At 64.5% G+C, this 25,613-nt stretch carries 21 protein-coding genes; 8 read left to right on the forward strand and 13 right to left on the reverse strand.

From position 1 onward, the window contains the following. Window positions 1–265: 265 nt before the first annotated feature. From AB0N75_RS03895 to AB0N75_RS03910, 4 genes are read left to right on the forward strand one after another with little or no spacing between them, the layout of a single operon-like run. Window positions 266–2,353 (forward strand): FCD domain-containing protein, encoded by a 2,088-nt coding sequence (locus AB0N75_RS03895; protein WP_364645381.1) that lies wholly within the window; start codon window positions 266–268, stop codon window positions 2,351–2,353. Window positions 2,354–2,364: 11 nt separating this feature from the next. Next, on the forward strand, window positions 2,365–3,585 hold the full coding sequence (locus tag AB0N75_RS03900; RefSeq protein WP_364645384.1) for a pyridoxal phosphate-dependent aminotransferase: 1,221 nt from the start codon (window positions 2,365–2,367) through the stop codon (window positions 3,583–3,585). A 42-nt stretch (window positions 3,586–3,627) separates the two neighbouring features. After that, window positions 3,628–4,149, forward strand: a complete 522-nt coding sequence (locus AB0N75_RS03905) for a cupin domain-containing protein (RefSeq protein WP_364645387.1) — start codon at window positions 3,628–3,630, stop codon at window positions 4,147–4,149. Window positions 4,150–4,164: 15 nt separating this feature from the next. Next, window positions 4,165–5,574, forward strand: a complete 1,410-nt coding sequence (locus AB0N75_RS03910; protein WP_364645390.1) for a carboxylesterase family protein — start codon at window positions 4,165–4,167, stop codon at window positions 5,572–5,574. A 455-nt stretch (window positions 5,575–6,029) separates the two neighbouring features. Here the strand turns inward: AB0N75_RS03910 and AB0N75_RS03915 are convergent, their stop codons facing one another. Together AB0N75_RS03915 and AB0N75_RS03920 are read right to left on the reverse strand one after the other, a co-directional pair. Next, window positions 6,030–7,193 (reverse strand): FAD-dependent oxidoreductase, encoded by a 1,164-nt coding sequence (locus AB0N75_RS03915; protein WP_364645393.1) that lies wholly within the window; start codon window positions 7,191–7,193, stop codon window positions 6,030–6,032. Between the two features lie 8 nt (window positions 7,194–7,201). After that, window positions 7,202–7,390: a ferredoxin gene (locus AB0N75_RS03920; protein ID WP_364645397.1), complete on the reverse strand. Its 189-nt coding sequence runs from the start codon at window positions 7,388–7,390 to the stop codon at window positions 7,202–7,204. A 183-nt stretch (window positions 7,391–7,573) separates the two neighbouring features. On the opposite strand from AB0N75_RS03920, the gene AB0N75_RS03925 reads away from it, so the two are divergent. After that, window positions 7,574–8,548, forward strand: a complete 975-nt coding sequence (locus AB0N75_RS03925; RefSeq protein WP_364645400.1) for a LysR family transcriptional regulator — start codon at window positions 7,574–7,576, stop codon at window positions 8,546–8,548. A gap of 178 nt (window positions 8,549–8,726) precedes the next feature. On the opposite strand, the gene AB0N75_RS03930 is transcribed toward AB0N75_RS03925, so the two are convergent. Next, a complete protein-coding gene (locus AB0N75_RS03930) occupies window positions 8,727–10,442 on the reverse strand; it encodes a CocE/NonD family hydrolase (protein ID WP_364645403.1) in 1,716 nt (571 codons plus the stop codon). A 162-nt stretch (window positions 10,443–10,604) separates the two neighbouring features. Between AB0N75_RS03930 and AB0N75_RS03935 the strand changes: the two genes are divergently transcribed. After that, entirely contained in the window at window positions 10,605–11,546 is a 942-nt protein-coding gene (locus AB0N75_RS03935; protein WP_364645406.1) for an MBL fold metallo-hydrolase, read from the forward strand. A 423-nt stretch (window positions 11,547–11,969) separates the two neighbouring features. Here AB0N75_RS03935 and AB0N75_RS03940 read toward each other — a convergent pair whose 3' ends face one another. The 5 genes from AB0N75_RS03940 to AB0N75_RS03960 all read right to left on the reverse strand — a co-directional run bounded on the left by AB0N75_RS03940 (window position 11,970) and on the right by AB0N75_RS03960 (window position 17,605). After that, the gene (locus tag AB0N75_RS03940) at window positions 11,970–13,328 is read right to left on the reverse strand and encodes an aromatic acid/H+ symport family MFS transporter (protein WP_364645409.1); all 1,359 of its coding nucleotides are present in this window, start codon (window positions 13,326–13,328) and stop codon (window positions 11,970–11,972) included. A 124-nt stretch (window positions 13,329–13,452) separates the two neighbouring features. Continuing rightward, window positions 13,453–14,379, reverse strand: a complete 927-nt coding sequence (locus tag AB0N75_RS03945; protein WP_364645412.1) for an alpha/beta hydrolase — start codon at window positions 14,377–14,379, stop codon at window positions 13,453–13,455. Beyond that, a complete protein-coding gene (locus AB0N75_RS03950) occupies window positions 14,376–15,497 on the reverse strand; it encodes an NAD(P)/FAD-dependent oxidoreductase (RefSeq protein WP_364645415.1) in 1,122 nt (373 codons plus the stop codon). Before AB0N75_RS03950 ends, AB0N75_RS03945 begins: the two co-directional genes overlap by 4 nt. A gap of 107 nt (window positions 15,498–15,604) precedes the next feature. Beyond that, on the reverse strand, window positions 15,605–16,567 hold the full coding sequence (locus tag AB0N75_RS03955; protein ID WP_364645418.1) for a phosphotriesterase: 963 nt from the start codon (window positions 16,565–16,567) through the stop codon (window positions 15,605–15,607). 54 nt (window positions 16,568–16,621) lie between these two features. Beyond that, a complete protein-coding gene (locus AB0N75_RS03960) occupies window positions 16,622–17,605 on the reverse strand; it encodes a phosphotriesterase (protein WP_364645421.1) in 984 nt (327 codons plus the stop codon). 334 nt (window positions 17,606–17,939) lie between these two features. Between AB0N75_RS03960 and AB0N75_RS03965 the strand changes: the two genes are divergently transcribed. Continuing rightward, entirely contained in the window at window positions 17,940–18,299 is a 360-nt protein-coding gene (locus tag AB0N75_RS03965; RefSeq protein ID WP_364645424.1) for a DUF1801 domain-containing protein, read from the forward strand. Window positions 18,300–18,403: 104 nt separating this feature from the next. Here the strand turns inward: AB0N75_RS03965 and AB0N75_RS03970 are convergent, their stop codons facing one another. Together AB0N75_RS03970 and AB0N75_RS03975 are read right to left on the reverse strand one after the other, a co-directional pair. Beyond that, complete coding sequence (locus AB0N75_RS03970) at window positions 18,404–19,141, reverse strand: GntR family transcriptional regulator (RefSeq protein ID WP_364645427.1); 738 nt, start codon at window positions 19,139–19,141, stop codon at window positions 18,404–18,406. A gap of 102 nt (window positions 19,142–19,243) precedes the next feature. After that, entirely contained in the window at window positions 19,244–21,319 is a 2,076-nt protein-coding gene (locus tag AB0N75_RS03975; protein WP_364645430.1) for a transglycosylase domain-containing protein, read from the reverse strand. Window positions 21,320–21,556: 237 nt separating this feature from the next. On the opposite strand from AB0N75_RS03975, the gene AB0N75_RS03980 reads away from it, so the two are divergent. Continuing rightward, a complete protein-coding gene (locus tag AB0N75_RS03980; protein ID WP_364645433.1) occupies window positions 21,557–22,438 on the forward strand; it encodes a DNA-formamidopyrimidine glycosylase family protein in 882 nt (293 codons plus the stop codon). 108 nt (window positions 22,439–22,546) lie between these two features. Here the strand turns inward: AB0N75_RS03980 and AB0N75_RS03985 are convergent, their stop codons facing one another. From AB0N75_RS03985 to AB0N75_RS03995, 3 genes are read right to left on the reverse strand one after another with little or no spacing between them, the layout of a single operon-like run. Beyond that, complete coding sequence (locus AB0N75_RS03985; RefSeq protein WP_364645436.1) at window positions 22,547–23,185, reverse strand: hypothetical protein; 639 nt, start codon at window positions 23,183–23,185, stop codon at window positions 22,547–22,549. Then, a complete protein-coding gene (locus AB0N75_RS03990; protein WP_364645439.1) occupies window positions 23,182–25,179 on the reverse strand; it encodes a hypothetical protein in 1,998 nt (665 codons plus the stop codon). The genes AB0N75_RS03985 and AB0N75_RS03990 overlap by 4 nt, the downstream gene beginning before the upstream one ends. Further along, window positions 25,176–25,583: a hypothetical protein gene (locus AB0N75_RS03995; protein WP_364645442.1), complete on the reverse strand. Its 408-nt coding sequence runs from the start codon at window positions 25,581–25,583 to the stop codon at window positions 25,176–25,178. The genes AB0N75_RS03990 and AB0N75_RS03995 overlap by 4 nt, the downstream gene beginning before the upstream one ends. Window positions 25,584–25,613: the final 30 nt, after the last annotated feature.

Raw genomic sequence — 25,613 nt, forward strand, 5'->3', positions numbered from 1 at the left:
GCGGTTTAAGACGTCATCATTTGGACGGAGATGAGAAGCGAAAGGGCATGCAATTAACTCGGGTTAAAAGAAGCATGAGGGGATTTATCGTTCAGATCCTTGGCGGTGCGGCGGTTTGTGGTGGGCAACTCCTTTGTCTCCCTTGCGCCACAGTAGCGGTGAATACGATGACGATAATGCAAGTGGTCCAGTAGTGCAACCACTTTGGTTGAAACTGGTTGAAACTGGTTGACATTGACTTGAACCTGCTGCAATCATTTCGGGCATGCAGAAAGATACGAGTGAACTTCTCGGAGAAGCCGCGAGCGATCTCTTGCTGAGCCCGATGGTTCGACGGCCGTTGTATAAGCAGGTAAATGATCGAATTACCCAGTTGATCAAAGAAGGCGTTCTGAACGTTGGCGACCGTCTCCCATCAGAGCGCGCACTGTCGGCGAGCTTGGGGGTAAGCCGTCACTCGTTACGTCAGGCCTTGTCGGCCTTGCAAACCCGAGGTCTGATTGAAATTCGACACGGATCCGGGGCGTATTTGATTGACCGTGAACCGGGACAGGTTGCGTCGAACCTGGCGGAGGCCCTCATCGATTCTACTGAGGACCTTCCCTACGTGATGGAAACCCGGTTCGCAATCGAACCGTTCATCACTGGCCTCGCAGCGGAGCGAAGTACTCCGGCTGACCTTCGGGCCATCCGCGATGCATTGAACATGATGGAGCGAGAGATCGCTGATGGCGAGTCGGGGGAGCAAGGCGACATTGCTTTCCACGCCGCGGTGCTCGCAGCCGCCCATAACCCGACGCTCGCAGACTTCATGACTCGTCTCCAGCCGGACATGGCTCGACTGCGAGAGGAAGCTCTCGCACAGCCGACCACGCCGCAGCTCGCGCTCGACGCCCACCACGCCATTCTCGCTGCAATCGAGGCGGGTGATCGAGAACGAGCAGTCCGTGCCGCACACGATCATCTCGTCGATGCAGCAGAGGCGCTTCTGGTCTCGGAGTTCGGTACACCGTCACATGATTTCCTCGCAGAGGTGCTCGTGAACGCAACGAACAGTCAGGACAGTACGTCGTCTACTGGGTCGGCCGTTGAGATGCGCGGATTTTCTCCAGCTGTGTTGGACTGCCCAACCAGTTACCATCACCAAACTGAAGGAAATCACATGAATCAAGCTGTTTCCGTTTCCCTCCCTACCCACTCTGAGATCGTGGCGTCGGCCCGGGCCATTGTTGAACGACTCCGGGCTAATGCCCGGGAGTCTGATCAGCTCAAACACCTGAGTGATGATTCCTTCCAGGCGCTCCAAGAGGCAGGCCTCCTGCAGATTCTGGTGCCGCGCCGTTGCGGGGGCTGGGAAGGTCAGCTCACTTCTGTACTCGAGGCCGCAACTATTGTGGCCGAAGGCTGCCCCGCAGCAGCTTGGTACGTAATGCTCGCGAACGGAAACGCCTGGCAACTCGGTGGTCTCGACGAAGAGATTCAAGATGAACTGTTCCAGCACCATCCGGGGACGTTTATCGCCGGCGCCATCATGCCGAACGGGACTGCACGAAAGGTCTCCGGTGGCTGGTTAGTTTCTGGCAGGTTCAACTTTGTGAGCGGCATCCGACATGCTTCCTGGTTGACGTTCCGCACCTTTGTTGTAGACGAAGAGGGAAATCGTGGTCAAATGCTTGCGATGTACTGCCCCGGATCTGACGTGACTTCGCTAAATAACTGGAATACGCTCGGAATGCGCGGATCCGGATCCCCCGACGTCGAACTAAAAGAAATCTTCGTCCCAGATAGCCGCGTATCGGTTCCAATGGACCAGGAAGTTCCCTCCGACGCCGCATTGCGTCAGGCTACTAACCTGTACCGGATGCCGACTGTCGCTGCATTTCCGGTGCTCATTGCGAGCACCATTCTCGGGGCCGCGAGGCGCTCTCTCGAGCTGTACGTCGCCCGCATTCGCGAGCGCACCGAGCGCTACACAGAGCGCGCAAAGTCTGAATCGCAAGCGCAGCTGATCCGGATCGCGAGCGTTTCCGCTGCCATAAAGGCAAGTGAGATGCTGCTCTTCGATTCGGCTCAACGTTTCGACGCAATTGTCGAGCGTGACGGCTTGCCGGCGCTGGAGGACCGCGCCGCGATCAAGTGGCAGGCGGTGTATGCGATTGATTCGCTCCGTCGCGCCGTCACGACTTTGTACGATGCAGCTGGAGGAAGCGCCATCTACGAAGAAAGCGAGTTTCTTTCGACTTTCCGCAACGTCCACGTTGCCTCCCACCACGCCGCCTGCGATTTCGACCCCGCCGCCGAGATGTATGGACGTCTGCTGGTTGGTCTTGATCTGGATTTGAGGGCTGTCTAGTGCGGCCGGATATGCTCAATACTCGTCTGAGTAGGTTTACCGGTGGACTTTTTGCGCCTCACAGGAAGTCAGATATCGGGGAAACTGCCGACCGTCTGCGACGGGACGGCATTGACATCCTGGCGTGGGCAGACCCATTCGCTCCGGATCGGAGCCTCCCAAAGAACTTCCGGAAGGCTCTTCACGCGGAAATTGAGGGGGGAGCACCCGAGCACTACACAGTTCCCGTGGGGTCACTGGAACTCCGGCAAGCGCTCGCGCGCAAACTGGAGTCGCAGAACGGCATTATCGCAGATCCTTCCCGCAATATCGTGGTCACTCCAGGGGCTGACTCTGGCCTGTTGATGTGCATGATGGCGCTGCTCAATCCGGGTGACGAAGTGCTGGTTCCTGAACCCGGCTTTCCGGCGGCCTTCTCGAACTGCGAGATTTTAGGTGCTGTCCCTGTTCCCCTCAAGATGACGGCCGAGAGCGGTTATCAGCTCGATTTCGATGAGCTTGAGCGCGCGGTGACACCGATGACCAAGATGGTTTTCATCGCTCATCCGAATAATCCGACCGGTACAGTCTTTCGCAAGTCCGTGCTGCAGGAGCTGGCACGATTTGTGGTGAAACACGATCTCCTGCTGTTGTGTGACCAGGCCTTTGAAGACCATATCTTCGACGGCATTGAGTTCGTATCGCCCGCAGCGCTGCCGGGAATGGCAGATCGGACCGTGACGGTGTTCTCATTCTCAAAGGGGTACGGGCTCAGTGGATTCCGCGTCGCCTACATCCATGCCTGCGCAGAGATCATGGATGTGTTCTACGGCAACGTCACCACCGTCTGTGGCGCGACATCGAGCCTCGCGCAACGGCTTGCTCTCGCCGCGCTTGAGGACGAAGAAGTGTTGACCTCTTACTACCGAAAGCTCGAGTACCGACGGAACTTGCTATTCGATACGCTTTCGACCGTTCCCGGAGTACGGATGCAACGTTCAGAAAGCGGGATTTTGAGCTGGATCGACGTCTCCGATTTGGGCACTTCAGCAGAGGTCGTTGACCACCTGCTTCGCACCGCAAAAGTCTTGGTTAACGACGGAACCGCATACGGACCGCACGGCGCAGGGCACCTTCGACTCGTTCATGGCTGCATACTCGACGACGATCGTGCGGCCGAAGTATTCCAGCGGATCCGGACCTCGCTCCTGCAATTGCCGGTGCGTGGACTGGCGACCGCAACAGCTTCCTAAAATCATGAAATTCACACCTGACGCAGAAATTGAAGGGAAATCATGTCCATCGAAGCATCTGCACCCACGACAAACCGAATCAAAGTGGTGCGAGAATCTGAACGAGAATCACTCTGGTTTCTGGGCGATAACGTACAACTTATTGTCGACAGCGACGACACCGAGGGCCGCCTCGTGATGGCCGTCCACCATGCGGCTGCGAGCTCCCAACCACCCCTGCACGAACACGACAGTGAGGATGAGATCTTCTTCATTCTCCAGGGGGAGATCAAGTTTTGGTCAGAAGATACGGTTGCGAACGCGGGTGTAGGCGATTGCGTCCTGTTGCCGAAGGACGTGCCGCACACATTCCAGGTGTCGCCGAACAGCGAGGCGAAGTGGCTCGTGATCCTGTCTCCAGGAGGTTTTGACCGCTTTTTCCGTGCCGTGGGCACCCCTGCGGGTTACCCGGGACCGCAGCGCGGATGGAGCATGGATCGTGACACCGAAAAGCGTCTTGGGCAAGCAGCTGCAGATTGTGGAATCCGACTGTTGGGCCCTCCCGGCACACTGCCCGAGGCCTAAGCAGATTCCTCTCGTATGATGAAAATAGTTGCGCGGTCTGGACTTACCGGGTACGCCGATGGCGGGGTTGAGTGTTACTACGGCATTCAGTACGCTGCGTTGCATTTAGGAGAACGATTCAGTGCTTCTTCGCTGATCGAAGGTGATCGTCAGATTGCCGTGAGCGCACTCTCAGAAGTTCCGGTCTTTCCCCAGCTGCCGAGCCGACTTGCATCGTCGATGGGGAGCGGCCTTGACCGAAACCCGCAGTCGGAGTCGGCGTTCTTTCTGAACGTTTGGACTCCGATCCAAAGTTTAGGGTGTCCGGTATTATTTTTCATCCATGGAGGTGCTTGGATGACAGGGGGCGGATCCGCACCCTGGTACGACGGTGCATCGATGAGTGCGCGCGGGGTCGTTGTCGTCACCTTCAACTACCGGCTCGGACCGTTTGCGCATCTCAGGGATGACTACAGCAACGATGACCGAAACCCCGCCTTTTCAGACGTTCTCGCTGCACTGCAATGGGTCCACAAGAACATTGCGCGTTTCGGTGGTGACCCCAAGAGGGTCACTGTTGCAGGCCAATCTGCAGGAAGCTGGTACGCGCATCTCCTGAGCACCTCTGATTCTGCTCGCGGAATGCTCGCCCGCGTGGCGCACCTGAGTCATGCGAGCAATCGACCATGGGCTCCCGCATACCAAGACCAGCTCAGCGACGAAGTTCGGCGAGAGCTGGGCACCAGCTCATTGCGGAGCGTTGACCGCACTGAGTTGCTCGAGGCTGCGAAACGTGTCGTACTGCGTCGCCCGTTGGAACTCGGGGCTGTTCCCACTCCCTATCTTCCGACGACGAACGAAGGCACTGCCGACCTCTTCTGTAGCGCCACAGAGAGTGCACGGGTTTCTCATGTTGAAGCGGTTTACATTCGAACCACAGGCACCGAGACCTCTACGTTCTTCTTCGACTCACCTCAACTGCGTCAGATTGACGCCGAAGCGGTCGCAGCGCTTCGGGTTTCTTTAGCGAGCAGACCCACAATAGGCGATACTGACGGTGTGGTCGCAAATATGGAGAATCCATACGAAGATCTCGTTGCTGTCACCTCTGAATACCACTTCGGCGGCCCTTCAAGAGACCTTGCCGATGCGTACGCTTTACAAGGGATACCCACCTATTTGCGTGTTTTTGAAAAGCAAAGCAGCCTTGACGGGTTCCTGAGTGGTCATTGTTTTGACCTGCCTTTTCAATTCGGACAGATGGGGCCCTGGACTGATGCGCCGATGCTGAGTGGAGTGAGCCCTGACGAGTTCCAGCGGGTTTCCGACGTTCTGATGAGTGAACTCGTCACTTTTGTGAGTTCCCAAGACCAAATATGTGAGCTGAAGAGTCACATACAAGGTGCGAATCCCGTGCCGATTATGAAAGGTATCGAGAGGATCTAAGACTAATGACCGTTCTGGCGCCCGAAGCAATGATAGCGGCGAACTGGCACGGGGACTCGCGGGTTGGTTATCTGTCGAGCGCATTCAGGGGCCCGTGTCTGCTTGCAGGCGAAGTGCTGGTGAAACTGGCGGCGTGCAATGTTTGAAATACGGACCTTCATGTACTAGAAGTTGCGTTGCCTGCACTTTAAGGTATCGGACTTGGGATCAGCCGTACCCTCGTCAAACAGCGGGTCAGTTTCCACTTTCGCGCTGGCAGCTCCTGCAGAAGGATTCCACGCACACCGGCCCCGTTCCCTAGTGCGCCTAAAAGTCGGCACGCAACTGGTGGAACACGGGATAAGTCAAGTCGCATCCAATGCGAACATCACAGAGTTTCATCTACGTAATAGATTATCGGCGCTAAAACATCGAGACATGTCGGCGATGGTTGGGTTGTGTCCGCCAGCGCGCCCTCAGGCCGGCGACGGGACCTGCGCCGGGGCGGGATTGGCCAGGCGGCGCAGCTTTGGGATGGGGATGCGGTAATTGAGTGCGACGGCGGTGCCGCGGCCGTCCTCATGCGTCCAGCGCATCAGCGCGGGGCCGCCGTCCGCGCCGCCTTCGAGGAACTCGGGTGCGGCGTCGAGGGGCAGAAGGCCGATGGCTTTGAGGTTGAGCCCGAACTGCTCGGTCCAGAAGTAGGGGCTGAAGTTGAGTTCCGGGGCGTCGTCACCGTGCAGCAGCGCCAGGGCGGCGGCCTTGCTTTGCTCGATCGCGCTGGTCCAGAGCGGGATCCGGGCGACGCCGCGGCCGGTCGGGAAGGCCGCCACGTCGCCGGCGGCAACGATGTTCGGACGCACACGGCCCCGGCTGTCCACCTCCAGCCGGCCGCCGGTGAGGAGCCCGCTGTCCGCCAGCCACCCGGTGTTAGGGATGTCGCCGATGGCGCTGACCACCAGGTCGGCTGCAAGCGTGGAGCCGTCGGCCAGCTCCACCAACGGGTGGTCATCCGCTTCGCGCAGGCCTACGGCCTTGGACGGGGCGAGCTTGAGGCCGCGGCTCAGGCCCGCGGCGAGGAAGACCTCGGAAAGATGCGGGCCCAGCTGCTGGGTCATCGGCTTCAGGTGCGAGACGAGAGTGACGTCGCAGCCGGCGGCCAGGCAGCCGGAGGCGATTTCCATGCCGAGGGCGCCACCGCCGACCACCACCACCGAGGGCCTGCTGGCGAGCCGGCGCCGTAGTTCCAGTGCGTCCTCCAGCGTGCGCAGCGTCAGTTCATGCCGGCTGGCCGCCGGGTCGGTGTTGGCCAGGCGGCGTGCCCGTGAACCGGTGGCAATTACCAGGCCGTCGTACGGAAGGATGCTGCCGTCGTCGAGCACTACCGACTTGAGGTCCGGATCCAGCTGCAGGGCCCGGACGCCCAGGAGTTCGCGGGCCCCGTGCGTCGAAGCGGGCAGCTGGTGGGAGGTCATCTCCTCTGCGTCCAGCAATGCCGCCTTGGAGAGCGCCGGCCGGCTGTAGGGCGCGTGAAGCTCGTCGCCGACGACGGTCAGTTCGCCGTCGAACCCCGCGGCGCGCAGCGAATCGCTGGCCGTCAGCCCGGCAATGCCATTGCCGACGACGATGATGCGTTCCATCCGCACGGTCAGGCCAGGCGGAGAGCGGCGACCGGGCACACCCGGGCGGCCTGCTTGGCTTCGTCGAGCTGGTCCTCGCTGACGTGCACCACGTCCAGCACCAGTTCGCCTTCATCGTCCAGATGCATCAGCTGCGGTGCGACTTCCTCGCACAGGCCGTGCCCTTCGCAGCGCGGCCGGTCCAGGATGATTTCCATTGTGTCCTCCACTCGAATCCGTGTGTGGCTTGCTTCACAAACCGGGTTATTGAAAGCTTGGCAGCGCCACTGATGTTCGGCAAATGAATAGTTTTTATCGGTGATGTGCATGTGGTGAATAGATTGCTAGGCTAGGGCGAACAGCGCCGGAGGTGCCCGGGCTCACGCCGATGGAGGTTTGCCATGTCGTCACTCGATCCGCTGGCCGATGTCCGGCCCGAGACCGCGATCGACGCAGATCTGGCGCGGCTGGCCTCCATCGACCTCAACCTGCTGGTGCCACTGCTGGCGCTGCTGGAGGAGCGGTCCGTGACCAAGGCTGCCGGCAAGGTGGGGCTGTCCCAGCCGGCGATGAGCCACGGGCTGAACCGGACTCGGCGACTGCTGAATGACGAGCTGCTGGTGCGGCAGGGACGGGGGATGGTGCTCACGCCGCGTGCCGCGGAACTGATCGCTCCGCTGCGGCAGGCCCTGCACCAGACGGCGCGCATTGTCAGCGCCTCGTCCTTCGATCCCGCCGTGGACACCCGGCAGATCACCGTGGCGATGACCAACAGCACCGCCTTCGTGATCGGCAGTGAGCTCAGCCGGCTCTTGGCGGAGCGCGCGCCGAACACCGTGCTGCAGCTCCGCACCACCAGCGTGGCGACCAGCGCGCCGTTCGTGGAGGACGCCGCCGACGTGGTGCTGTTGCCGGAGGCGTTCCCCTCGCCGCATCCCCGCGAACGGCTGTACGACGACCGGTGGGTGGTGGTGGCGTCATGGAACGAGCCCCGGGACGCCGACGCCCTGCAGCTACTGGAGCAGGTACCCCACGTGTTTCCGGACTCGCCCTCGGAGCGGCTGCGCCCGTACGAAATCCTGGACGAGAAGAGCATTCCGTACCGGGTGCGCCAGCGGGTGTCCGACCACCTGTTCGTGCCGCACCTGATTGCCCAGTCCGGCAGGGGCGTGGCGGTCCACCGCTACCAGGTGGGGCTGGAGTTCGAGGGCCGGTTCGACCTGCGGGTGGAGGAGTTCCCGTTCCCGGTGGAGCCGCTGGGCATCGACATGGTGTGGAACCCGTGGCTGGCCGACGGCGCCTTCAAGACCTGGCTGCGGGAAATCCTGCTCGAGGCGGCCGAGCCGCTGCAGGCCCGCTACAAGCTGCCCAGCTAGCCCCTTCCTGCCCCGGGTTCAGACAACGACGACGGCGGTGCTCGCCTGCGCAGAAACGGCCGACGGCGGGGCCCACTTCCATACCCGAAAAGCGGACGGCGGTGCTCGCCTCGGGGCGCAGAAACGGACGACGGCGATGCCCGCCAAGGCGAGCGCCGCCGTCGTTGTCCCTGTGGGGTTAGCGCGTGGTGAAGGGCAGCACCAGCCGGGACGGGTGCTCGGCGTCGCGGTAGATCTTGTGCGTGACGGGGCGGCCCACCGGCAGGTGGAAGGCGTCCGGCGGCAGCAGCGCGTTGTGCTCGTCGGCCAGCGGTTCGGCGTTGGACAGTTCAACGGTCAGCTTGTGGCCCGGCATGAACGTGTTGGCGAACGGGTAGAGCCGCACCACGTACTCCTCGATCTGGCCCGGTTCCACCGGGACGGAGCGGGTGTGCGGGTGGTACGGGTTGCCCTCGGTGGTGCGCTCGTCGAGCTCGCGGTGCGAGGCCTTGAGGTAGCCGGTGGTGATCAACTGGCGCTTGCCGTTGGGCGCGGCATCCCAGAGGCGCAGGATGAAGTTGGTGTCCGGCTGGTCGATCTCGGCGAAGATGTGCGCCGCACCGGTGCCGACCATCTCGGTGGCCTCTTCGAAGGTCTCGGTGCTCCAGTTGATGATCTGGACCTTGTCCGTCACCGTCAGCGGGGCCTGGTAGAAACCGTCCGGCGCGGCGTACTCGGCGCCCATCAGCTCCCGCTCGGCGGAGAGCTTGTGCCGCGGGCGCAGGTACAGCGGCTTGTACTCGATCTCCTTCGGCGGCCACGCCTCGGCGGTCACCACCTCGCGGGAGCCCTCGACAAAGACGCTGACGGCGGGCTCGTCCATCACGCCGTTGTCGATGCCCTTGATCCAGTAGTCGTACCAGCGGAACATCTTGTCGTGTTCTTCGATGAAGGGGCGCGACTGCATGGGCGGGTAGGGGCCGATGTCCAGCTTCTTGGGGCCCTTCAGCGCGTTGTACAACTCGATGGTGCCGTCCAGCGTCCAGCCGCGGCCCTGGTCCAGCTGCAGCCAGACCGGGATGTCGATGTTCGGGGCCAGCGTGATCGGGTTGCGCTCCTCGTACCACTCGCCGTCGAGTTCGTTCATCACGATGTCGAACCAGGCTTCGTGGTTCTTCGGGTAGTTCAGCACGTGCACCAGGTTGGGCCAGGCGGCCACGTCCGGGTCCTGCAGGCGCTTGGCGACGAGCTTCTTCAGCTCTTCGGGGGAGTACTTCTCGATCATCCGGGACTTGACGCCGTCGGTGAACGCCCAGCCGGAGTCGCCGCCGCGGCCTTCGCGGGCGGCGCGCGGCATGAACCACATGACGCCGCCGTGGTAGGTGGTCTCGTAGAAGTCGTAGTGGCCGCCGGAGACGAAGATGGCCTTCAGGTGCGGCGGACGCTCGGCGGCGGCCAGCACCTGCATGGAGCCGAAGTAGGAGATGCCCACCATGCCGACGTTGCCGTCGCACCAGGGCTGCTCGGCGACCCACTCGATGAAGTCGTAGGCGTCCTGGCCCAGCGAGACGCCGCCGGCGTTGTAGTTGCCGATGTGCTCGCCGCCGGAGGCGCCGGAACCGCGCAGGTCGCCGATGACGTGGACGTAGTCTTCCTTGACGATCCGGGCGATGTCGCCGGCCTCGATGCAGCCGTCCCACATCGGGCTGGGGCGGCGCTGCGGCGGAGTGGTCAGCGCCAGCGCCTGCAGCTCCTTGCCGTAGGGGCTCAGGGCCACCAGTGCCGGGCGCGGCTTCTCATCCATGCCCTGGTACGCGTCCGCGGCGAGCTCCACGCCGTCGCGCATCGGCACCCGGAGGTCCTTGCGGATGGCGATCTTTTCCCCACCGGCATTCCACGTCGTGAAATCAGTCATGTGTGCAACTCCTTGTCAGCGGCCGAGTGCCCCGAGCCGTTACAGGCGGGCATTCGCTCCAGACATATTATTATAATAAAGTTCATGTGGGCAAGGCCGCAGCGGCTCGGGCCCACAATGGTTGAGGGCTATCCAGCCGGTTCCGGAGTTGAGGAGAGCAGCATGACGCACGACGTGAAAGTCCATCCGCTGGTGTCGCCGTGGGGCCGGTTCGGCCTCTACAGCTTCTTCATCGATGCCCCGGAGCGGGCCATTGTGGACACCGGAATCACCACTTCGCCGGTGGAGGGCATGATCCCCGAGCTGGAGAAGCTGGGCCGCCGGATCGAGGACGTGCGCTGGATCCTGCTGACGCACGGCCACATCGACCACCTCGGCGGTGCGCACGCGCTGTGGGAGCTCACCGGACGCAAGGCGCAGGTGGTGATCCACCAGGGCGACGCGCCGCTGCTGCGCTCCCGCCGCGCGCACGTGGACAACTACGTCCAGGTACGCCAGCAGTACTTGGACAACCCGAACGCCATCGAGGAGCAGACGCAGGCCGCCAACAAGGTGATCTCCGGCGAGATGGAGCCCACGCTGCTGGTGCAGGGCGGCGAGAAGTTGGACCTCGGCGGCGGCGTGACCGTTTCCGTGCACCACATTCCCGGCCATACCGCCGGCTCCGTGGCCTACGTGATCGACGGGCAGAACGACGTCTTCGTCGGCGACGCGGTCCAGGCCCACGGTGCCGCCAACGGCTTCCCCGGCTACGAGGAGCCGGCCGCGTACCGCAAGAGTCTGGAATACCTGCGCGACGAGGTCCGGCCCAACCGCCTGTTCCTGGGCCACCCGTACCGCGACGCGAACGGGGTTCCCTACGAGATTGGCCTCGATGCCGAGGGCGCCAGGGAGGCCCTGCAGTTCAGCATTGATCTCGAAGGCCGCATCGCCGGCGCCGCCCGGCAGTGCTTGCAGGACGGGCTGCAGGCCACGGACTCCGCGTACTCCCCGTTCGAGCCGGTTGCCGAAGCCATCGGCTACACCGGGAACCCGGCGCTGGAGCCCTCCCCGTTCTTCATCACGCTGCACGGCTACCGCCAGGAGTTTGAAGCGCAGCAGTGACCCTCCGTTGATCGACCAAGGGCCGCTAGGCCCGCGTGGAGATCCGAGGCGCACGGTGATCGTGTCTCCACGCGGCCGCAAGCGGCCTTGGTCGACCACCGGTGATCGTGTCTCCACGCGCTGCGCTTGGTCGACAACCGGGGCCGTTAGGCCCGCGTGGCGATCCGAGGCGTTCCCACACCTCCCGCTACAACAGCCCGCGACCCTAAACGACTCCGCGGATGTGGCCCCTTTTCACTTCGAAGAGGGGCCATATCCGCGGAGTCGTTTCGGTTGAGGGCGGCGATGAGGAGGGCGACGGCGGCACCCACGACGGCGCGCATACGACGGGCGTTCACGACGGCGGCGCGCACCCTTCGTGGGGTGCGCGCCGCCGTGGTGAGCGGGGCCCGAAAGGCGGCACCGCCGTCGTGCTCAGTCTGATCAGGAAGCGGAGGCCTGAGCTTCCTCCGGTGCAGCTTCGCTGCTGATTCCATCCCGGCGCTTCTTGGCGGTCAGCGGGACGAACAGGAACGCCAGCGCCGCAACGACGCCCGGGATGGCGAAGAACAGGAAGTTCATCTGAACCGGGAGGCTGAGCGTGAGCAGGATGCCGCCGAACGTCGGACCGACGATGGCGCCCATCCGGCCGACGCCCGACGCCAGGCCGATGGCCGTGGAGCGCATGAACGACGGGTAGTACTGGGACACGAAAGCGTAGGAAATGTTCTGCGCTCCCATGGTGGTTGCGCCGGTGATGGCCACCAGCACCAGCAGAATCGCCATGTTGGTGCCGAAGCCCAGCAGCGTCAGCGAGACGGCAGATACCACGAACATGGGAACCAGCACCCGCTTCACGCCCCACTTGTCGGACAGCTTGCCCAACACCAGCGTGCCGACAATGGCGCCCACATTGAGCACGATCATGAAGGTCAGGCTGGAGCCAAGCGGGTATCCAACTTCCACCATCAGCTTGGGCAGCCAGATGGTCAGGCCATTGATCATCAGCAGGCACATGAAGAAGGCCACCCAGATCATCAGCGTGCCCAGCGCGCGGCGGTTCTTGAAGAGTGCGCCCACTGGGCTGCCCTCTTCCTTGCCCTGGACCGCGGTGAACCGGGCGTCCGCGGGGATCTGCGCCTGGCCGTTGACCTTGGCCAGCACGGACCGCAGGGCGTCGAACCGCTTCTGCTCCAGCAGCGACTCCGGGGAGTCCACGAAGTACTTGACCATGACCGGCAGGAACAGCAGCGGCACCACGGCCACCACATAGACGCTCTGCCAGCCGAACGCGGGCAGCAGGACCATGGCGACAAAAGCGGCCAGGATACCGCCGACCGAGAAGAAGCACATCACCACGGCCACCAAGGTGTTGGCCCGGTTCTTCGGCGCGTAGTCGGTCAGCATGGCAATGACGCTGGGCAGGATGCCGCCGATGCCCAGACCGCCCAAGGCGCGGAGAACCGAGAAGACGGCCGGTCCGGGGGCAACGGCACAAAGGGCCGTCGCGACGCTGAAGAGGATGATGCTGATGGTCAGCATCCGCTTCCGGCCGAACTTGTCGGCCAGGATTCCGAACAGGATGGCGCCCACCATCATGCCGACGAGCCCATAGCTGCCGATGGCGCCGGCCTCCACGGGACCCATGGACCATTCCTGCATGAGGACCGGCAGGACCGACCCGTAGACCACGAGGTCGTACATGTCGAAAGTGATGATGAAGCAGGCCCAGAACAACATTCCGGCGTGGAAGCGGCTGAAACCGGACTCGCTGATGAAGTCCCTGATGTTGATTGTTGTCATAGCAATGGTTTCTGGTGAAGGCCCGGGAACGGGCATGGGTAGATGAAATCTCCGGACACAGAACGGCGGCACGGTCAAGAGACTCGTGCCGCCGTTTCGTGAGGCCGGAGGGTCCTGAGGTGGCTTAGCCCTGGTTCAGGAACTCCGCTGTCTCCTGGAAGGCCCGGTAGAACTCCGGAATCCAGAAGAAGTTCTGGACGAAACCGTGGTTCGCCCCGGTGTAGCGGCTCACCGTGGTGTCCACGCCGGCGTCCTTCAATCGCTGGCCGTAGAGTTCGCCCTCGTCGCGCAACGGGTCGTACTCGGCGGTGATGACCAGGGCTTTGGGCAGGCCGGAGAGGTCCTCGCGCTTGATCGGCGAGACCAGCGGATCGGCCGGATCCGCACCGCTCTCGACGTAGAAGGAGTTCCACGGCTTCAGGGCCGGGGTTTCCAGGCCGTAGCCGGTGGCGTTCTCGCGAAGCGAGGCGTAGCGGTCCTCGTCGAAGTCCAGGTCCACGGACGGGTAGTAGAGGACTTGGTGCGTGATCCGGTCGAAGCCGTCGTCGTGCGCCGTCGCCGTCACCGCTGCCACGAAGTTGGCCCCCGAGCTGTCGCCCGCCAGCGCCAGGCGGGTGCCGTCCCAGGCCAGGCTGTCGCCCTGCTCGGCGGCCCAGCGGACCACGGCGTAGCACTCCTGCAGGCTGGTGGGGAAGGGCACCTCGGGTGCCAGCTGGAAGCCGACGGAGATGACCTTGTAACCGCTCTCCTTCGCCAGCGCGCGCGCCACGTGGTCGTGCGTTTCCAAGCTGCCGGAGAAGAACGCGCCGCCGTGGAAGTAGACCAGCAGGCCGTAGGAATCTGCTTCGGCCGGGGTGTAGATCCGCACCGGAACGTCGCCCACCGCGGTGTCCGCCACGGTGTCTTCGACGGCGTGGAGCGGCAGCCGGTCCTCGAGCGGAGCGACGAACTGCAGGTCGCCGGCGCGCTTGCCCGCAGGGTCCGGCCGGACGCTGTGGTCGAACGGCGGCAGCGTGGCGAGGAGCTTGCCGATCTCGGGGTGGATGGTCACTCGACACCAGCTCCCTTCTTGAAGGACGTGGTCTCCGGGAAGGAATCACCGATGTCGAACGGCTTGCGGGAGATGTCCTGCAGCACGTCGGTGATCGGCTTGCGCTTGGCCTGGTAGGTGCGCAGCGCGTCCTGCAGGTCGGCGCCGTCCTTGATGGCGTCGGCCAGCCAGGCAGCGTCCTGCATCGCGGAGTTGGCGCCCTGGCCCTGGTGGTGCAGCATGGCGTGCGCGGCGTCGCCCACCAGCGCCACGCTGTTGGTATGCCAGTTCGGCTGCTTCTCGATGTCGTAGACGCCACGGTTGGTCATCGCGGCGATGTCCAGCTCCTGGCCGATCTTCTGCAGCCGCTCGTCGAAGCCTTCCAGCAGTTGGCCGATGTACTCGTGCGTGACCTCCGGCGCCCAGGCGGTGTCGTCGCTCGGGGCGGTGATGTCGAAGGACACCTGGTTGCGGTGGCGCAGCGGCAGGAAGTACACGGTGGTGCCGTTCAGGCCCACGTAGACGCGGAAGTTGTCGTTCTCCACCAGGCCGTAGGCGTCGTCGGCGGAGATCACCGCGCGCATGGCGATGGTGTGGGAGAACACCGGCTGCACTTCGCCGAAGATCTGGTTGCGGACGCTGGAGCGGATGCCATCGGCGCCCAGCACCAGGTCGGCGGTGACCTCCACGCCGTTCTCAAACTTCACGGTGGCGGAGTCGCCGTTGTCGGTGACGGTGATCATCTTGTGGCCGATGTGCACGCGCTCGGCCGGCAGCAGCCGCAGCAGGGTCTCGATGACGTCGCCGCGGTGCACCATGCGGCAGTGGTTGGTCTGGGCGTATTCGTTGATGCCCGGCCACGGGTCGCGGGCGATGAGCTCGCCGTTGGCCTGGTAGACCTCGATGGCCTCGGACGGGGCGGAAACCTTGGCGAACTCCTCGAACACGCCCCACTTGCGCAGCACCTCGACGGTCGGCGGGCGCAGGCCGATGCCGGCACCCACTTCGCCGAGCTCGGGGGCCTGCTCGTAGACGTGCACATCGGCGCCGAGCTGCAGCAGCGCCAGGGCAGCGGAAGCGCCGGCGTAGCCGCCACCGACGATGGCAACCTTCAGGTTCTGGATTTCGGAAGTCTTCATGATTCTGTGTTCCTTCACTGGACGCCGCAGTGGCGACCTCGGGGATGGATGGTGAGCCCCGCCGTCGTCGTCTGTGGCGCGGCGGGGTGCGGATCAATGGTCGGTGCTTAGGCCTTGATGGACAGGAAGTCCGCCGGGTTGTCTTCCAGCAGGAGCTTGATGGTGGCGTCGTCGATGCCGGCGGCGCGCATGTCGGGCAGCATGTCCTCAAAGATGTAGTTGATGGTGTGGCCCTTCACGCCCGGCCAGCCCAGCGGGCTGCAGTTGGCGTCGGCCGAGACCAGCAGCTTGTCCGCGTAGCCCTTGTTCACCAGGTTGACGAAGTGCTCCATCCGCTCGGCACGCTTGCGGCCCCAGAACGGTGGGTCCGGCAGTTCGAGGTCGTAGCCGAAGGTGTCGAAGCCGATGCGGCCGCCCTGCTCGTAAATCCAGTCGTGCGGGGTGATAGGGGCGTTCAGGCCGTCGTCGGCGTGGCCGAAGAGCACCCGGTCCAGCGGCAGGCCCTCTTCGTTGAAGATGTTCACGGCCGGTTCGGGGTCGATGGCCAGGTGGGTCAGGATCGGCACACCGGTGACCACGGCGGCCCGAGCCGCGGCACGGTAGATGCGCTTGTCCAGTTCGGTCATCTTGCCGCCGCGGCTGACGCCGACCTTGATCACCCCGGCCTTGGCGCCGGTGTCGCCGATGCCCACGGTGATCTCGTGGATGAACACCTTCGTCAGGTAGTCCACCGACGCCCGCGAGAAGTGCGGCAGCGCGGTGTCGCCGCCCACAAAGCCGGTGCAGGCCACAATGTGGACGCCGGTCTTGCGGGACAGCGACCGGTAGTAGTCGATGTCGCGGCCGTTGCAGATGCCGGTGGCGTCCACAAAGGTGCCGCCGCCGTACTCGCGGAACTTCCGCAGCTTCGGCACGGTTTCCTCGTACGCCTGCTCCGGCGACTTCCACCACTTGGTGTCCAGCTCCGAGCCGGGCATGCCGTAGCCGATGTGTTCGTGGACCGCCACGATTTCCAGTTCTGCAGCCGGGATGGTTCCCAGCACGGTGTTTACTTTGGTCAAGACCCTCACCTCGTGATTAGAAAAGCTTTGTTGATGTACGACGGCGGTGCTCGCCTGGGGCGGTCAGCGCACCGTCAGCAGGCGGCGGGGGTTGTCCACCAGGATGGTCTGCGCGTCGTCGTCGCTCAGGCCCTGGCCCTTGAGGAAAGGTACGAAGCTGGCCAGCACGTGGCTGTACGGCAGGTTGTACTCCGGCAGTCCCTTGGCGACGCCGATGGAGTTGCCGGAAAGGATGACCTTGTCCGCATGCCCGGCCTTGACGAGTTCAAGCACCAGGTCGGCACGTTCGCGGTCAGTCAGGTAATCCCCGTCGTCGTCCAGGCCCACGTGGTCGATGCCGACGAAAGCTCCGCGGCCCGCAATCTCCAGGGCGAACTTGGCGGCGTCCTTGCGGTCCACATCCCCGACGAGCACGCGGTCCGCACCGATCTGCTCGTCGAGGACCACGTCCAGGTCGTGCAGGACGTCCGCGCCGAAGCGGATGGAAACCGGCACGCCGGTGTTCTTGGCGGCGCGGGCGGAGCCACGGAACAGCGACTCTTCGGTGGGGGTCATGCCGGAGCGGTCGGCCGTGGTGGTGACGATACCGGCAGCGGCGCGTCGTTCAACGCGGGGGACCACCATGCCTTCGATGACCTCCTTGCCGAAGAGGTCCTCGAACTTTTCGGCCGGCCACGGTGTGGGCGGGTTGGTCTGCGGGGTCAGGAAGTAGCCGCCGAGTTCTTCCTCCGGGCCCAGGCCGGTGGAAGCAACAATGTGCACCCCGGTGGAGCGGGACAGTGCCTCGTAGAGCTTGAGGTCGCGGCCATGGAACATGCCGGTGCTGTCCACGATGGTCTTACCGCCCTTGTCGCGGAAGTCGGCGAGTTTCGTTGCCAGGGCCTCAAAGATCTCGGCCCGGTCCATGGAAATGTCCGGGGCATACTGCGCGCCCGGCAGGACGGAGAGCAGCGATTCGTGGACCGCGACCACGCCCAACTCGTGAGCAGGAACGGGGCCAAGGACCGTGTTGACGGTTTCGGGGGTGGAAGTCGTTGTATCCGTCATCGGCACAACCTTTCGTTGTACGTCACGCCGTGGCGTCACGCGCTGGGAAGGATCATGCACCGCGACCTCTGGATGGATTCCTCGCCGAACTCGGTGCAGGCGTCGGTAAGCGAAGGGAACGAGCGTGGCCGGATGGCTGCCGACGGCCCGAAGATGTGACCCCGATTACCTGTAAACTAGGTTTACACGATGTCGGGTGAAAGTCAACGCCATTACCGCCGGTTGTTCTGGGGCCGTCAGGAGGTGCCTGGTGCGGCTGTAATAGGATCGGCATGCAGCATCGCTCAAGCTGCGACCGTCGCCCCACCTGACGTCGGCTACAAGGGAGACCGCCATGACTGCCAGTTCGATCATCGAGTACATCGACCAGTACGACGGCGATATTCGGGATCGGCTGCTGCCCGTGTACGAATTGATCCGGACGGCTGTGCCCGAGGAAGCGGAAGAATCGATCAGTTGGCGTATGCCGACGTTCAAGCTCGGCACCGAGCCGTTGTTCTTCTTCACCGGAACAAAGCGCCACATCGGGTTCTATCCAACCCCAGACGCGATCGCGCATTTCTCCACAGAGCTGGCCGACTTTGGAACCACCGAGCACCTGATCCAGTTGCGCCATGACGCCCCGCTCCCGACAGAGCTCATGCGCGAGATCATCGCGTGGCGGCTACAGCAGCTGCCTTCGGGCAAGGTGTGAGTCGGTCGCCTCGGCGCACCGCACCGCTCCGCTTGCACCGCGCCGCTCCGGCGGCGCACCGCATCGTTCCGCCGCCGGGCACACCCGAGCAGGCCGTAGCGGAGCTACTGGGTAAACCGGTACTTGAAGTTTTCGGCGTGGTGCAGGGCCGTGCGCCAGCCGATGGGACGGCCGCCCGCGGTGCGGAAAACCGTGTCGATGACCAGCAGCGGGCTTCCCACCCCGACGCCCAAGGTGGCGGCGTTGTCGGCGGTCGCCGCCGTCGCCCACGCCTCGTGTTCCGACCGGCCCAGCGTGATGCCGTAGCCCTGCTCCAGCAGTTCGAAGGCCGAACCGCTCTCTTCCAGTTCCTGCACCGTGGGGTTGAAGTCGCGCGGCGCGCGGATGTACACGGTCGCCTCGGCCAGCGGTGCGCCCTCGACTGAAATCAAGCGGGTGAAATGCAGGAGCCTCTCGTGTTCGTCGGTGCCCAGCAGCTGGCCGACCTCGGCGGGCGGTTCCACCCAGTCAGGGGTGGAGACTTTCGACGACGGATGCATCCCGCTTTCCACCAGGAACTGATAAAAACGTCCGGACTGGACATCGGCCGGCCGGTGCACCCGGAGACCCCTGGCCGGGAAGGTCCCTTTGCCCTGTTTCCGGTAGACGTACCCGTCACTGGTTAGCTCCATGAGGGCTTGCCTGATGGGCGCGCGGCTGACCTCGAACCGGCTGAGCAGTTGCGCCTCCGTCATCGGCTTCTGCGGATCCGCCACCCCGTCCGCGATCTCCCGGCGCAGGATCTCCTTGATCTGCCGGTACAGCGGAACCCCGGACGAGAAGTCGAGTTCGCCAGAAGCCATCGGTGGTCGGTCCTCCAGTTCAGGTGATGATCACATCAACCCTATGTGCTGGACCAGCCGAACGGCGGCAACCGTGCGGGCAGGCGCGGGCGGGCGGTAGGTCTATTTGGTCAACGAGCGGCGGGCCTCGGGCAGCTCCAGCTTCTTTTCGCCCTTGAGCGCGCCGTCCATGGTCTCCTTCCAGACCGGTGCGGCCACTTCGGACCCGGTCAGGTCTTCGTAGGTCTTGCCGTAGGCGGTGAGTTTGGTGAGCGGGTGCTGTGCTCCACCTCGGGGGTCACCGAGCCAGACGGCAGCCGTGAGCTGTGGCGTGCCGCCGACAATCCAGTTCGCTGCGAAGTCGTTGGTGGTCCCGGTTTTGGCCCCGGCCTCCCGGTTGCCGGCAAGTTCGATCCGCGGTCCCAGGGTTCCCCTCGGATTGAAGGGTTCCTGGAGCACATTCGCCACGGTGTCCGCGACGGCGGGCTTGATGGCGCGGTGGCAGTCGGGGTCCGGCACGGGCAGCTTCTTTTTGGTGTCGGTGCTGACTGCCTTGATCACCATGACCGGTTTGCAGACCGTGCCGTTGCTCATGAAGGCGGCATAGGCGCTGGCCATTTGCAGCGGCGTCACTTCGTAGGCACCGAGCGCAAGGGAGCCCTCCCTGCCGCTCAGCTTGTCCGGGTCGATGGAGGTGATGCCGAGCTTGTTGGCCATCTTGGCCGCGTTGATGACACCGACACGCTCGATGAGTTTGATGAAATAGATGTTCACCGAGGCGCGGACGGCTTGGCGGGCGTTGATGACTCCATAGTCCACGTTGTCGTAGTTGATGTAGCCGCCCTTCGGGTTGTCCAGTTTCTTCGAGCGGTAGGGGCCGTCGGCACGGAACTTGGTGGAGGTGCGAATGCCCTGCGTGAGCGCGGTGGCGAGCACGATCGGCTTCATGGCCGACCCGACCTGGAACGCGTTGCGAACGTAGACCACCTGGGTCTTGCCCTTGCCTTTGCCCCATTCGCGGTTCTGCGCGATGGCGACTACATGGCCGGTTCCCGGCTGCACGACGGCGGTGCCCAAAGCCCCCCGATTGCCATTGCCCAGCGCCTTCTCGACGGCTTTTTGTGCTGCGTTGGCAGCCTTCCGGTCCAACGCGGTGGTCAGGGTCAGCCCGCCCAAGTTGAAGCGCTGCTCGCGGATTTTTGCGGTTTTCCCGAAGGCCGGGTTGGAGAGTATTTCTTCCCGGACTGCCTCACAGTAGAACGGGTACTTGGACCCGCCGCAGCCGGAGGGCTCGGAACCGCGCTTTACCCCCAGTGGTGCCTTGCGGGCGGCCTGCGCCTGGTCCGCCGACAACACCCCCCTGCTTTCCAGCACCTCCAGTACGGTGTTGCGCCGTTCGGTGGCGGCCTCGGGGTGGGTGAAGGGGTCGAAGGCGGTCGGCGCCTTGAGCAGCCCCACCAGCAGGGCCGATTGTTCATAATTGAGTTCCGACGCCGACGTGCTGAAGTAGTAGCGGGCCGCGGCCTCCACCCCATAAGCGCGGTTCCCGAAATAGACCGCGTTCATGTAACGCAGCAGGATCTCATCTTTGGGCAGCTGTTTTTCCAGCGCGACGGCGTACTTCATTTCGCGGATCTTGGCGTTGTAGGTGTCGCCGACCGCCACCTTGTCTTCCTCCGCGTTCCGCGCATGGTTGACCAGAATGTTCTGGACCAGTTGCTGGGTGAGGGTGGAAGCGCCCTGGACATCAGTACTGGTGATGTTGTGGAACAGGGCCCGGGTGATACCGAGGGGATCCACCCCGCCGTGTTCGTAGAAGCGGGCGTCCTCGGTGCTGACCAGGGTCTTCTTGAAGGCCTCCGACACCTGGTCCAGCTCAACATCAACCCGGTTCTCGCTGTAGAACCGGGCGAATTCCTTGCCGTCCTTGTCCAGCAGGACGGTACGCTGCGCCAAGGGGCGGTCCACCGGCAGATCGGTGGGCAGGGTTTGCCACATGTCGAGGACGGAATTTCCGACGGCGGACACCCCCACCGCCGCCGGCGCGACGAGCGCCCCCGCGGCAAAGGCCGCTACGGCGACACTCACCAGCCACAGGTCCAAGCGCCGACGCCGCCGCTTCTTCTTCGGGCGCCGGGCAGTCTCCATCAGGTCGTCGAACTCGACCTCTTCAGGCCTGTTGCGTCGAAAGGGCCACATGATCCGTTGTGCGAAAACCGGCCGACGGTCCCGGGTGAAATCCTCCGGCGGAGCGTCGGGCAGGCAGGCCCCGACGCCGGCGGTTCCCGCACCCCTCCTTCCCGACAGACGGAGCAGTATAGAAAAGGGTAGAAGCTCCAACGGCGCTGCGGTAGAGGTTTCGGGCACCTTATTTGCCCGGTTTGCTGCTTCGCCACAACCCGCGCCCAGCCGCGCTTTTTGCGCTACCGTGAGGGCATGCCGGAGATGCCTGAAGTGCAGGGACTGGTCGATTTCCTGCGGTCGAAGCTGCTTCCGCCGGAGGGGCCAGCAGCCCGGATCGCGGACGTTGAGGTGCTGTCCTTCTCGGTCCTCAAAACGGCGGATGTGCCGCTCGAAGCTTTGAGCACCCAGCCGGTCACGGATCTGGCGCGCCGGGGCAAGTTCATCATCATCACGGCCGGCGATGCGCACCTGGTGATGCACCTGGCCAAGGCCGGTTGGCTCCGCTGGTCCGATGCGCTGAAGCCGGGACGCCTGCGGCCGGGCAAGGGAGCCATGGCGCTGCGGGTGCGGTTCGCAGCCGACGGCGAGGAAGCGCCCGGATTCGACCTGACCGAGGCCGGAACCAAGAAATCGCTGGCGGTCTACGTGGTCAAGGATCCGCTCGATGTGCCGGGCATTGCCCGGCTGGGACCTGACGCGCTCGACGTCGATGCCCCGGCTTTCGCGCAGATGCTCGCCTCGCACAGCGGGCAGATCAAGGGGCTGCTGCGCGACCAGTCGGCCATCGCCGGCATCGGCAACGCCTACAGCGACGAGATCCTGCACGCCGCCAAGCTCTCCCCGTTCGCCAACGCCGCGAAGCTCGACCCCGAGGACGTGGACCGGCTGTATTGGGCGATGCACCAGGTGCTGGAGTCGGCGATCGAGCAAGCCTCCGGCCGCCCGGCGAAAGAACTGAAGGACTCCAAGCGCAAGGCCATGCACGTGCACGGCCGTACCGGCGAGCCCTGCCCCGTCTGCGGCGACACCGTCCGCGAAGTGTCCTTCGCCGACTCATCGCTCCAGTACTGCCCCACCTGCCAGACCGGCGGCAAACTGCTCGCGGACCGCCGCATGTCCAAGTTCCTCAAGTAAGCCGACTCGACTCAGGCTGACCGGCGTCTGAGCTGTTGCTTTGCCCTTGACACGAAGCGCGACATTCCCCGCTGCAGGGGAGCGCCGCCGTCGTTCCCCGAGCCCGACTTACGCGCCGTCGTCGTAGTACTGGCTGTTCTTGCCGTACTCCGGGTCCTGTTCGGAACGGACCATGCGGTGGTCCTCGGGGTGGTCCAGACAGGGGCTGCTGAAGGAGAGGACAACGGTACCGGGGCCGCCGAGGGTGTGGTGGGCGGCGGTGGCACCGAGGTCGCCGTTGCGGAAGTAGAGTTTGCGCACGTCCCCGGTCTGCGCGGTCGTTTCGTTCTTCTGCTCCCAGCCCTGCGCGGTCAGGTAACCGGCGGCCGCGTCGAGGGTCGCGTTGGCCTGCTCGGTGTCCGCCACGTCGCCGGTGGCGCGGGCAACCCAGGCGGTTTGGGTCTGCGGCTGTTCGTTCTCGGGGCGCAGGCAGGTCTCTTCGCGGAGGACGTTTACCTTCAGGTCGGCGGCAGAGGAGGCCTCCGCCATGGTTTGGGCCAGCAGTTGCTCCAGCTGGCGGCCGTAGTCCTGCGAGGTTGCTTGGCTCTCCTGCGGTTGGTTCTCCTGCGGCATCGCGCAGCCTCCTAGGATGATGGCGGACAGGGCAGCAGCGGTGGTGAGGGACGCGGCGAAGGCGGGCGGACGCCGTCGTGCTCTGCCGCGCAGACGGGACGGCCGGTGCGCTGGGAAGGACTCCCGCATGGTCATTTCTCCAGACTTTCAACCGTCACGGTCTCAAGGTTGCCATAGGCGTAGTCCTCGGGATTCTGCTCCAGCGGGTTGACGATGAGCGGGCCGTAGGGGGAGTAGGTCTGGTGGATCTGGTCCTCGACGTAGGGGCTGACCTCGGTGCCTTCGATGATGCCCTGGATATTGGTGGCCGAGGTGGAGTCCCGCCGGAAGTAGTCGGTGTGCCCGCCCATCAGCGAGCCGGGGTCTTCGGGCGCGAGGAAGCCGGTCTCCAGCCGGACCGGATCCATGGCGGTGGGGCTGCCGCCGCGCCAGAAGGACGGGCCGTGGTAGCCGCCGCCGAGAAGCTGCGCGGCGGAGATCGGGTCGTCGCGGGTTTGCAACCAGTAGCGGTTCGCGTCCGGGTTGGCCGTGTCCGCGGGACTGCCCACGTTGTGTCCGGTGCCGGCGGGCGCCACGTAGACAATGTTGGTGGAATCCAGGCCTTCGCGCTCGCCGGTGCCCAGCAGCGAGCCGCCGGCGCTGTAGCCGATGTACGTGGTCCGGGCGTCGGTCCGGGCTTCCAGGTCCAGCGCATGGTCAAACGCCGCGAGCAACGGGCCGCCGTCCTCGTTAAACGAGGCGGTGATGTTGTCGCTGATCTCATCCGGCAGGTCGGTGCCTTGCCAGTAGAAGGAGACAGTGTCCGCCGAGGGCTCGCCGTTCACCGCATCCAACCGGTGTGTATAGGCTTCCAGCTGGCCAAGGTCCGCGCCGGTCCCCGGCACGAGGGTGGCGATGGTCCGGGTCCCCGGTCCCAGCGCGCCTTCCATGGTGACGATCCGTCCATCGCCTTCCAGCCCGAGCATCACCACCTGCAGCTGATGTTCGACGGCGAAGTCCAGTCCCGTGCGCAGCGTCGCCAGCCGGTTGTGTTCCGCCTGCCAATCCTCGAGATCCGCCGTGTAGCGGTTGTATGCCTGTTGGTACACGGCCCGCGGATGCCCGTGCGTATTCCGTGCGTCAGCAAGGTAGTCGTTGAGGTCTGGCTTGGCGCCGAGCTGCTCCTGCTGGGTCGCCACCGTTTCGCGGTAGCCAGCGGCGGTGAGGGTGTTGGCGCGAATCCGGTTGGCGAACGGAACCCCGTTCAGCACGCCGAACACCGCCGGGTAGAGCAGCAGCAGGCGTTCCTGGTCATCCGGCGCCAGCCCCTTCCAAGCGTCTCGGATGGCGCTGATCCCGGCTTCGGTGAGCGCGGCGTCATTGGCCATGGCCTGGGCCATCACCGCCTCGGCCGAGCCAGGCAGCCGCCAGGCCGGCAGTGTGTTGGCGGCCAGCACGGCAGCGCCTTCGGGGTTGGCCGCCGCCCAGTCGCGCAGTTCCTGATCGGTGAGCCCGGTCAGCGAGGCCAGGTACGATTCCGGAGCCAGTGGGCCGAAACGCTCGTTCAGGCTGCTGGTAAAACTGGCCCACGGCGGTGCCGCCGGGAGCGAAGCGGAGGCGGCCAGCAGCGGGGTGGCCGGCAGCGAATCGAGGGTGCCGCCGCTGATGCCCTTGAGCGCTGCGGAGGTCTCGGAGCTCAGCGCCTGCCAGTCAGCCCGCAGCGCGGCTATCCGGCCATTGAACGCTTCCGCTCGGCGTAGGGCGCGCTCCGCCTGGTTGTCGCCCTGCGCGTCGTCGCCGTCCAGCGCGGTGGCCAGTTGCGCGGCGAGTGCGGGCCGTGCGGCAGCCAATTCCTCCGCCTCCGCCTGCAATGGACGTCCCGCGGAAACAAACGCTGCCAAGGCATCGCGGGCCGCGGCCAACGCCGCAGTCCACTCCTGCATCGGACCATCCAGCTCGGCCAGCGCGGCGTGGACCTCCAGTTCGGTGTCCGGCTGCCGGTAGGCGTCCTTCAGCCCCGACCACGCAGCGCCTGCATCCACCAAGTAGCTGCCTGCGGAGGCTGCGCGCCGCGACATCTCCTCCACAGCGTCCGACAGCTGGTCCCAGGGCACATCGAGTTCAGGGACAGTGCCCAGCCTGGTAGTCACGGCTGCGGCACCGGGCCGAAGCCGCGCGCTGCAAGTACCGGGGCGTCACCGGCATTCAGCGATTCGGCGAAGTCAGCCGCGGCAGCGGACATTTGCCCGTCGACGTCGACGAACAGTTCGGCCGTTTCTGCCACCACGCGGGACTTGCCGTAGACCAGGCCGGCGATCCGCTGGCCGACTTCGCTCCGCGGCGACCAGAACCCGGCGAATGCCTCCGCCACATCGGCGGCGCTGCCAAACAACGACGCCGCCTGCTCGCCGGCCGCTGCGGCGTCGCCTGCCGCCTTGTCCAGCGACTGGCCGTCGGCGGCCACATCCACCAGGACCACGTGGAGCTGCCTCGGATTGATCCGCCAGCTGCCCATGCCCGTCCCGCCCTCCGTGGTTAACCGTTCTTCGGCCACTGTTCCATGAAGCCTCTATGAACTGAATGG

Origin of the sequence: Arthrobacter sp. NPDC089319 (assembly GCF_040684925.1) — a bacterium.
GTDB lineage: Bacteria > Actinomycetota > Actinomycetes > Actinomycetales > Micrococcaceae > Crystallibacter.

Coding starts and splice junctions, on each gene's coding strand:
- AB0N75_RS03895 (WP_364645381.1), top strand. CDS start 266: ATGCAGAAAGATACGAGTGAACTTCTCGGAGAAGCCGCGAGCGATCTC.
- AB0N75_RS03900 (WP_364645384.1), top strand. CDS start 2,365: ATGCTCAATACTCGTCTGAGTAGGTTTACCGGTGGACTTTTTGCGCCT.
- AB0N75_RS03905 (WP_364645387.1), top strand. CDS start 3,628: ATGTCCATCGAAGCATCTGCACCCACGACAAACCGAATCAAAGTGGTG.
- AB0N75_RS03910 (WP_364645390.1), top strand. CDS start 4,165: ATGATGAAAATAGTTGCGCGGTCTGGACTTACCGGGTACGCCGATGGC.
- AB0N75_RS03915 (WP_364645393.1), bottom strand. CDS start 7,193: ATGGAACGCATCATCGTCGTCGGCAATGGCATTGCCGGGCTGACGGCC.
- AB0N75_RS03920 (WP_364645397.1), bottom strand. CDS start 7,390: ATGGAAATCATCCTGGACCGGCCGCGCTGCGAAGGGCACGGCCTGTGC.
- AB0N75_RS03925 (WP_364645400.1), top strand. CDS start 7,574: ATGTCGTCACTCGATCCGCTGGCCGATGTCCGGCCCGAGACCGCGATC.
- AB0N75_RS03930 (WP_364645403.1), bottom strand. CDS start 10,442: ATGACTGATTTCACGACGTGGAATGCCGGTGGGGAAAAGATCGCCATC.
- AB0N75_RS03935 (WP_364645406.1), top strand. CDS start 10,605: ATGACGCACGACGTGAAAGTCCATCCGCTGGTGTCGCCGTGGGGCCGG.
- AB0N75_RS03940 (WP_364645409.1), bottom strand. CDS start 13,328: ATGACAACAATCAACATCAGGGACTTCATCAGCGAGTCCGGTTTCAGC.
- AB0N75_RS03950 (WP_364645415.1), bottom strand. CDS start 15,497: ATGAAGACTTCCGAAATCCAGAACCTGAAGGTTGCCATCGTCGGTGGC.
- AB0N75_RS03960 (WP_364645421.1), bottom strand. CDS start 17,605: ATGACGGATACAACGACTTCCACCCCCGAAACCGTCAACACGGTCCTT.
- AB0N75_RS03965 (WP_364645424.1), top strand. CDS start 17,940: ATGACTGCCAGTTCGATCATCGAGTACATCGACCAGTACGACGGCGAT.
- AB0N75_RS03970 (WP_364645427.1), bottom strand. CDS start 19,141: ATGGCTTCTGGCGAACTCGACTTCTCGTCCGGGGTTCCGCTGTACCGG.
- AB0N75_RS03975 (WP_364645430.1), bottom strand. CDS start 21,319: ATGTGGCCCTTTCGACGCAACAGGCCTGAAGAGGTCGAGTTCGACGAC.
- AB0N75_RS03980 (WP_364645433.1), top strand. CDS start 21,557: ATGCCGGAGATGCCTGAAGTGCAGGGACTGGTCGATTTCCTGCGGTCG.
- AB0N75_RS03985 (WP_364645436.1), bottom strand. CDS start 23,185: ATGACCATGCGGGAGTCCTTCCCAGCGCACCGGCCGTCCCGTCTGCGC.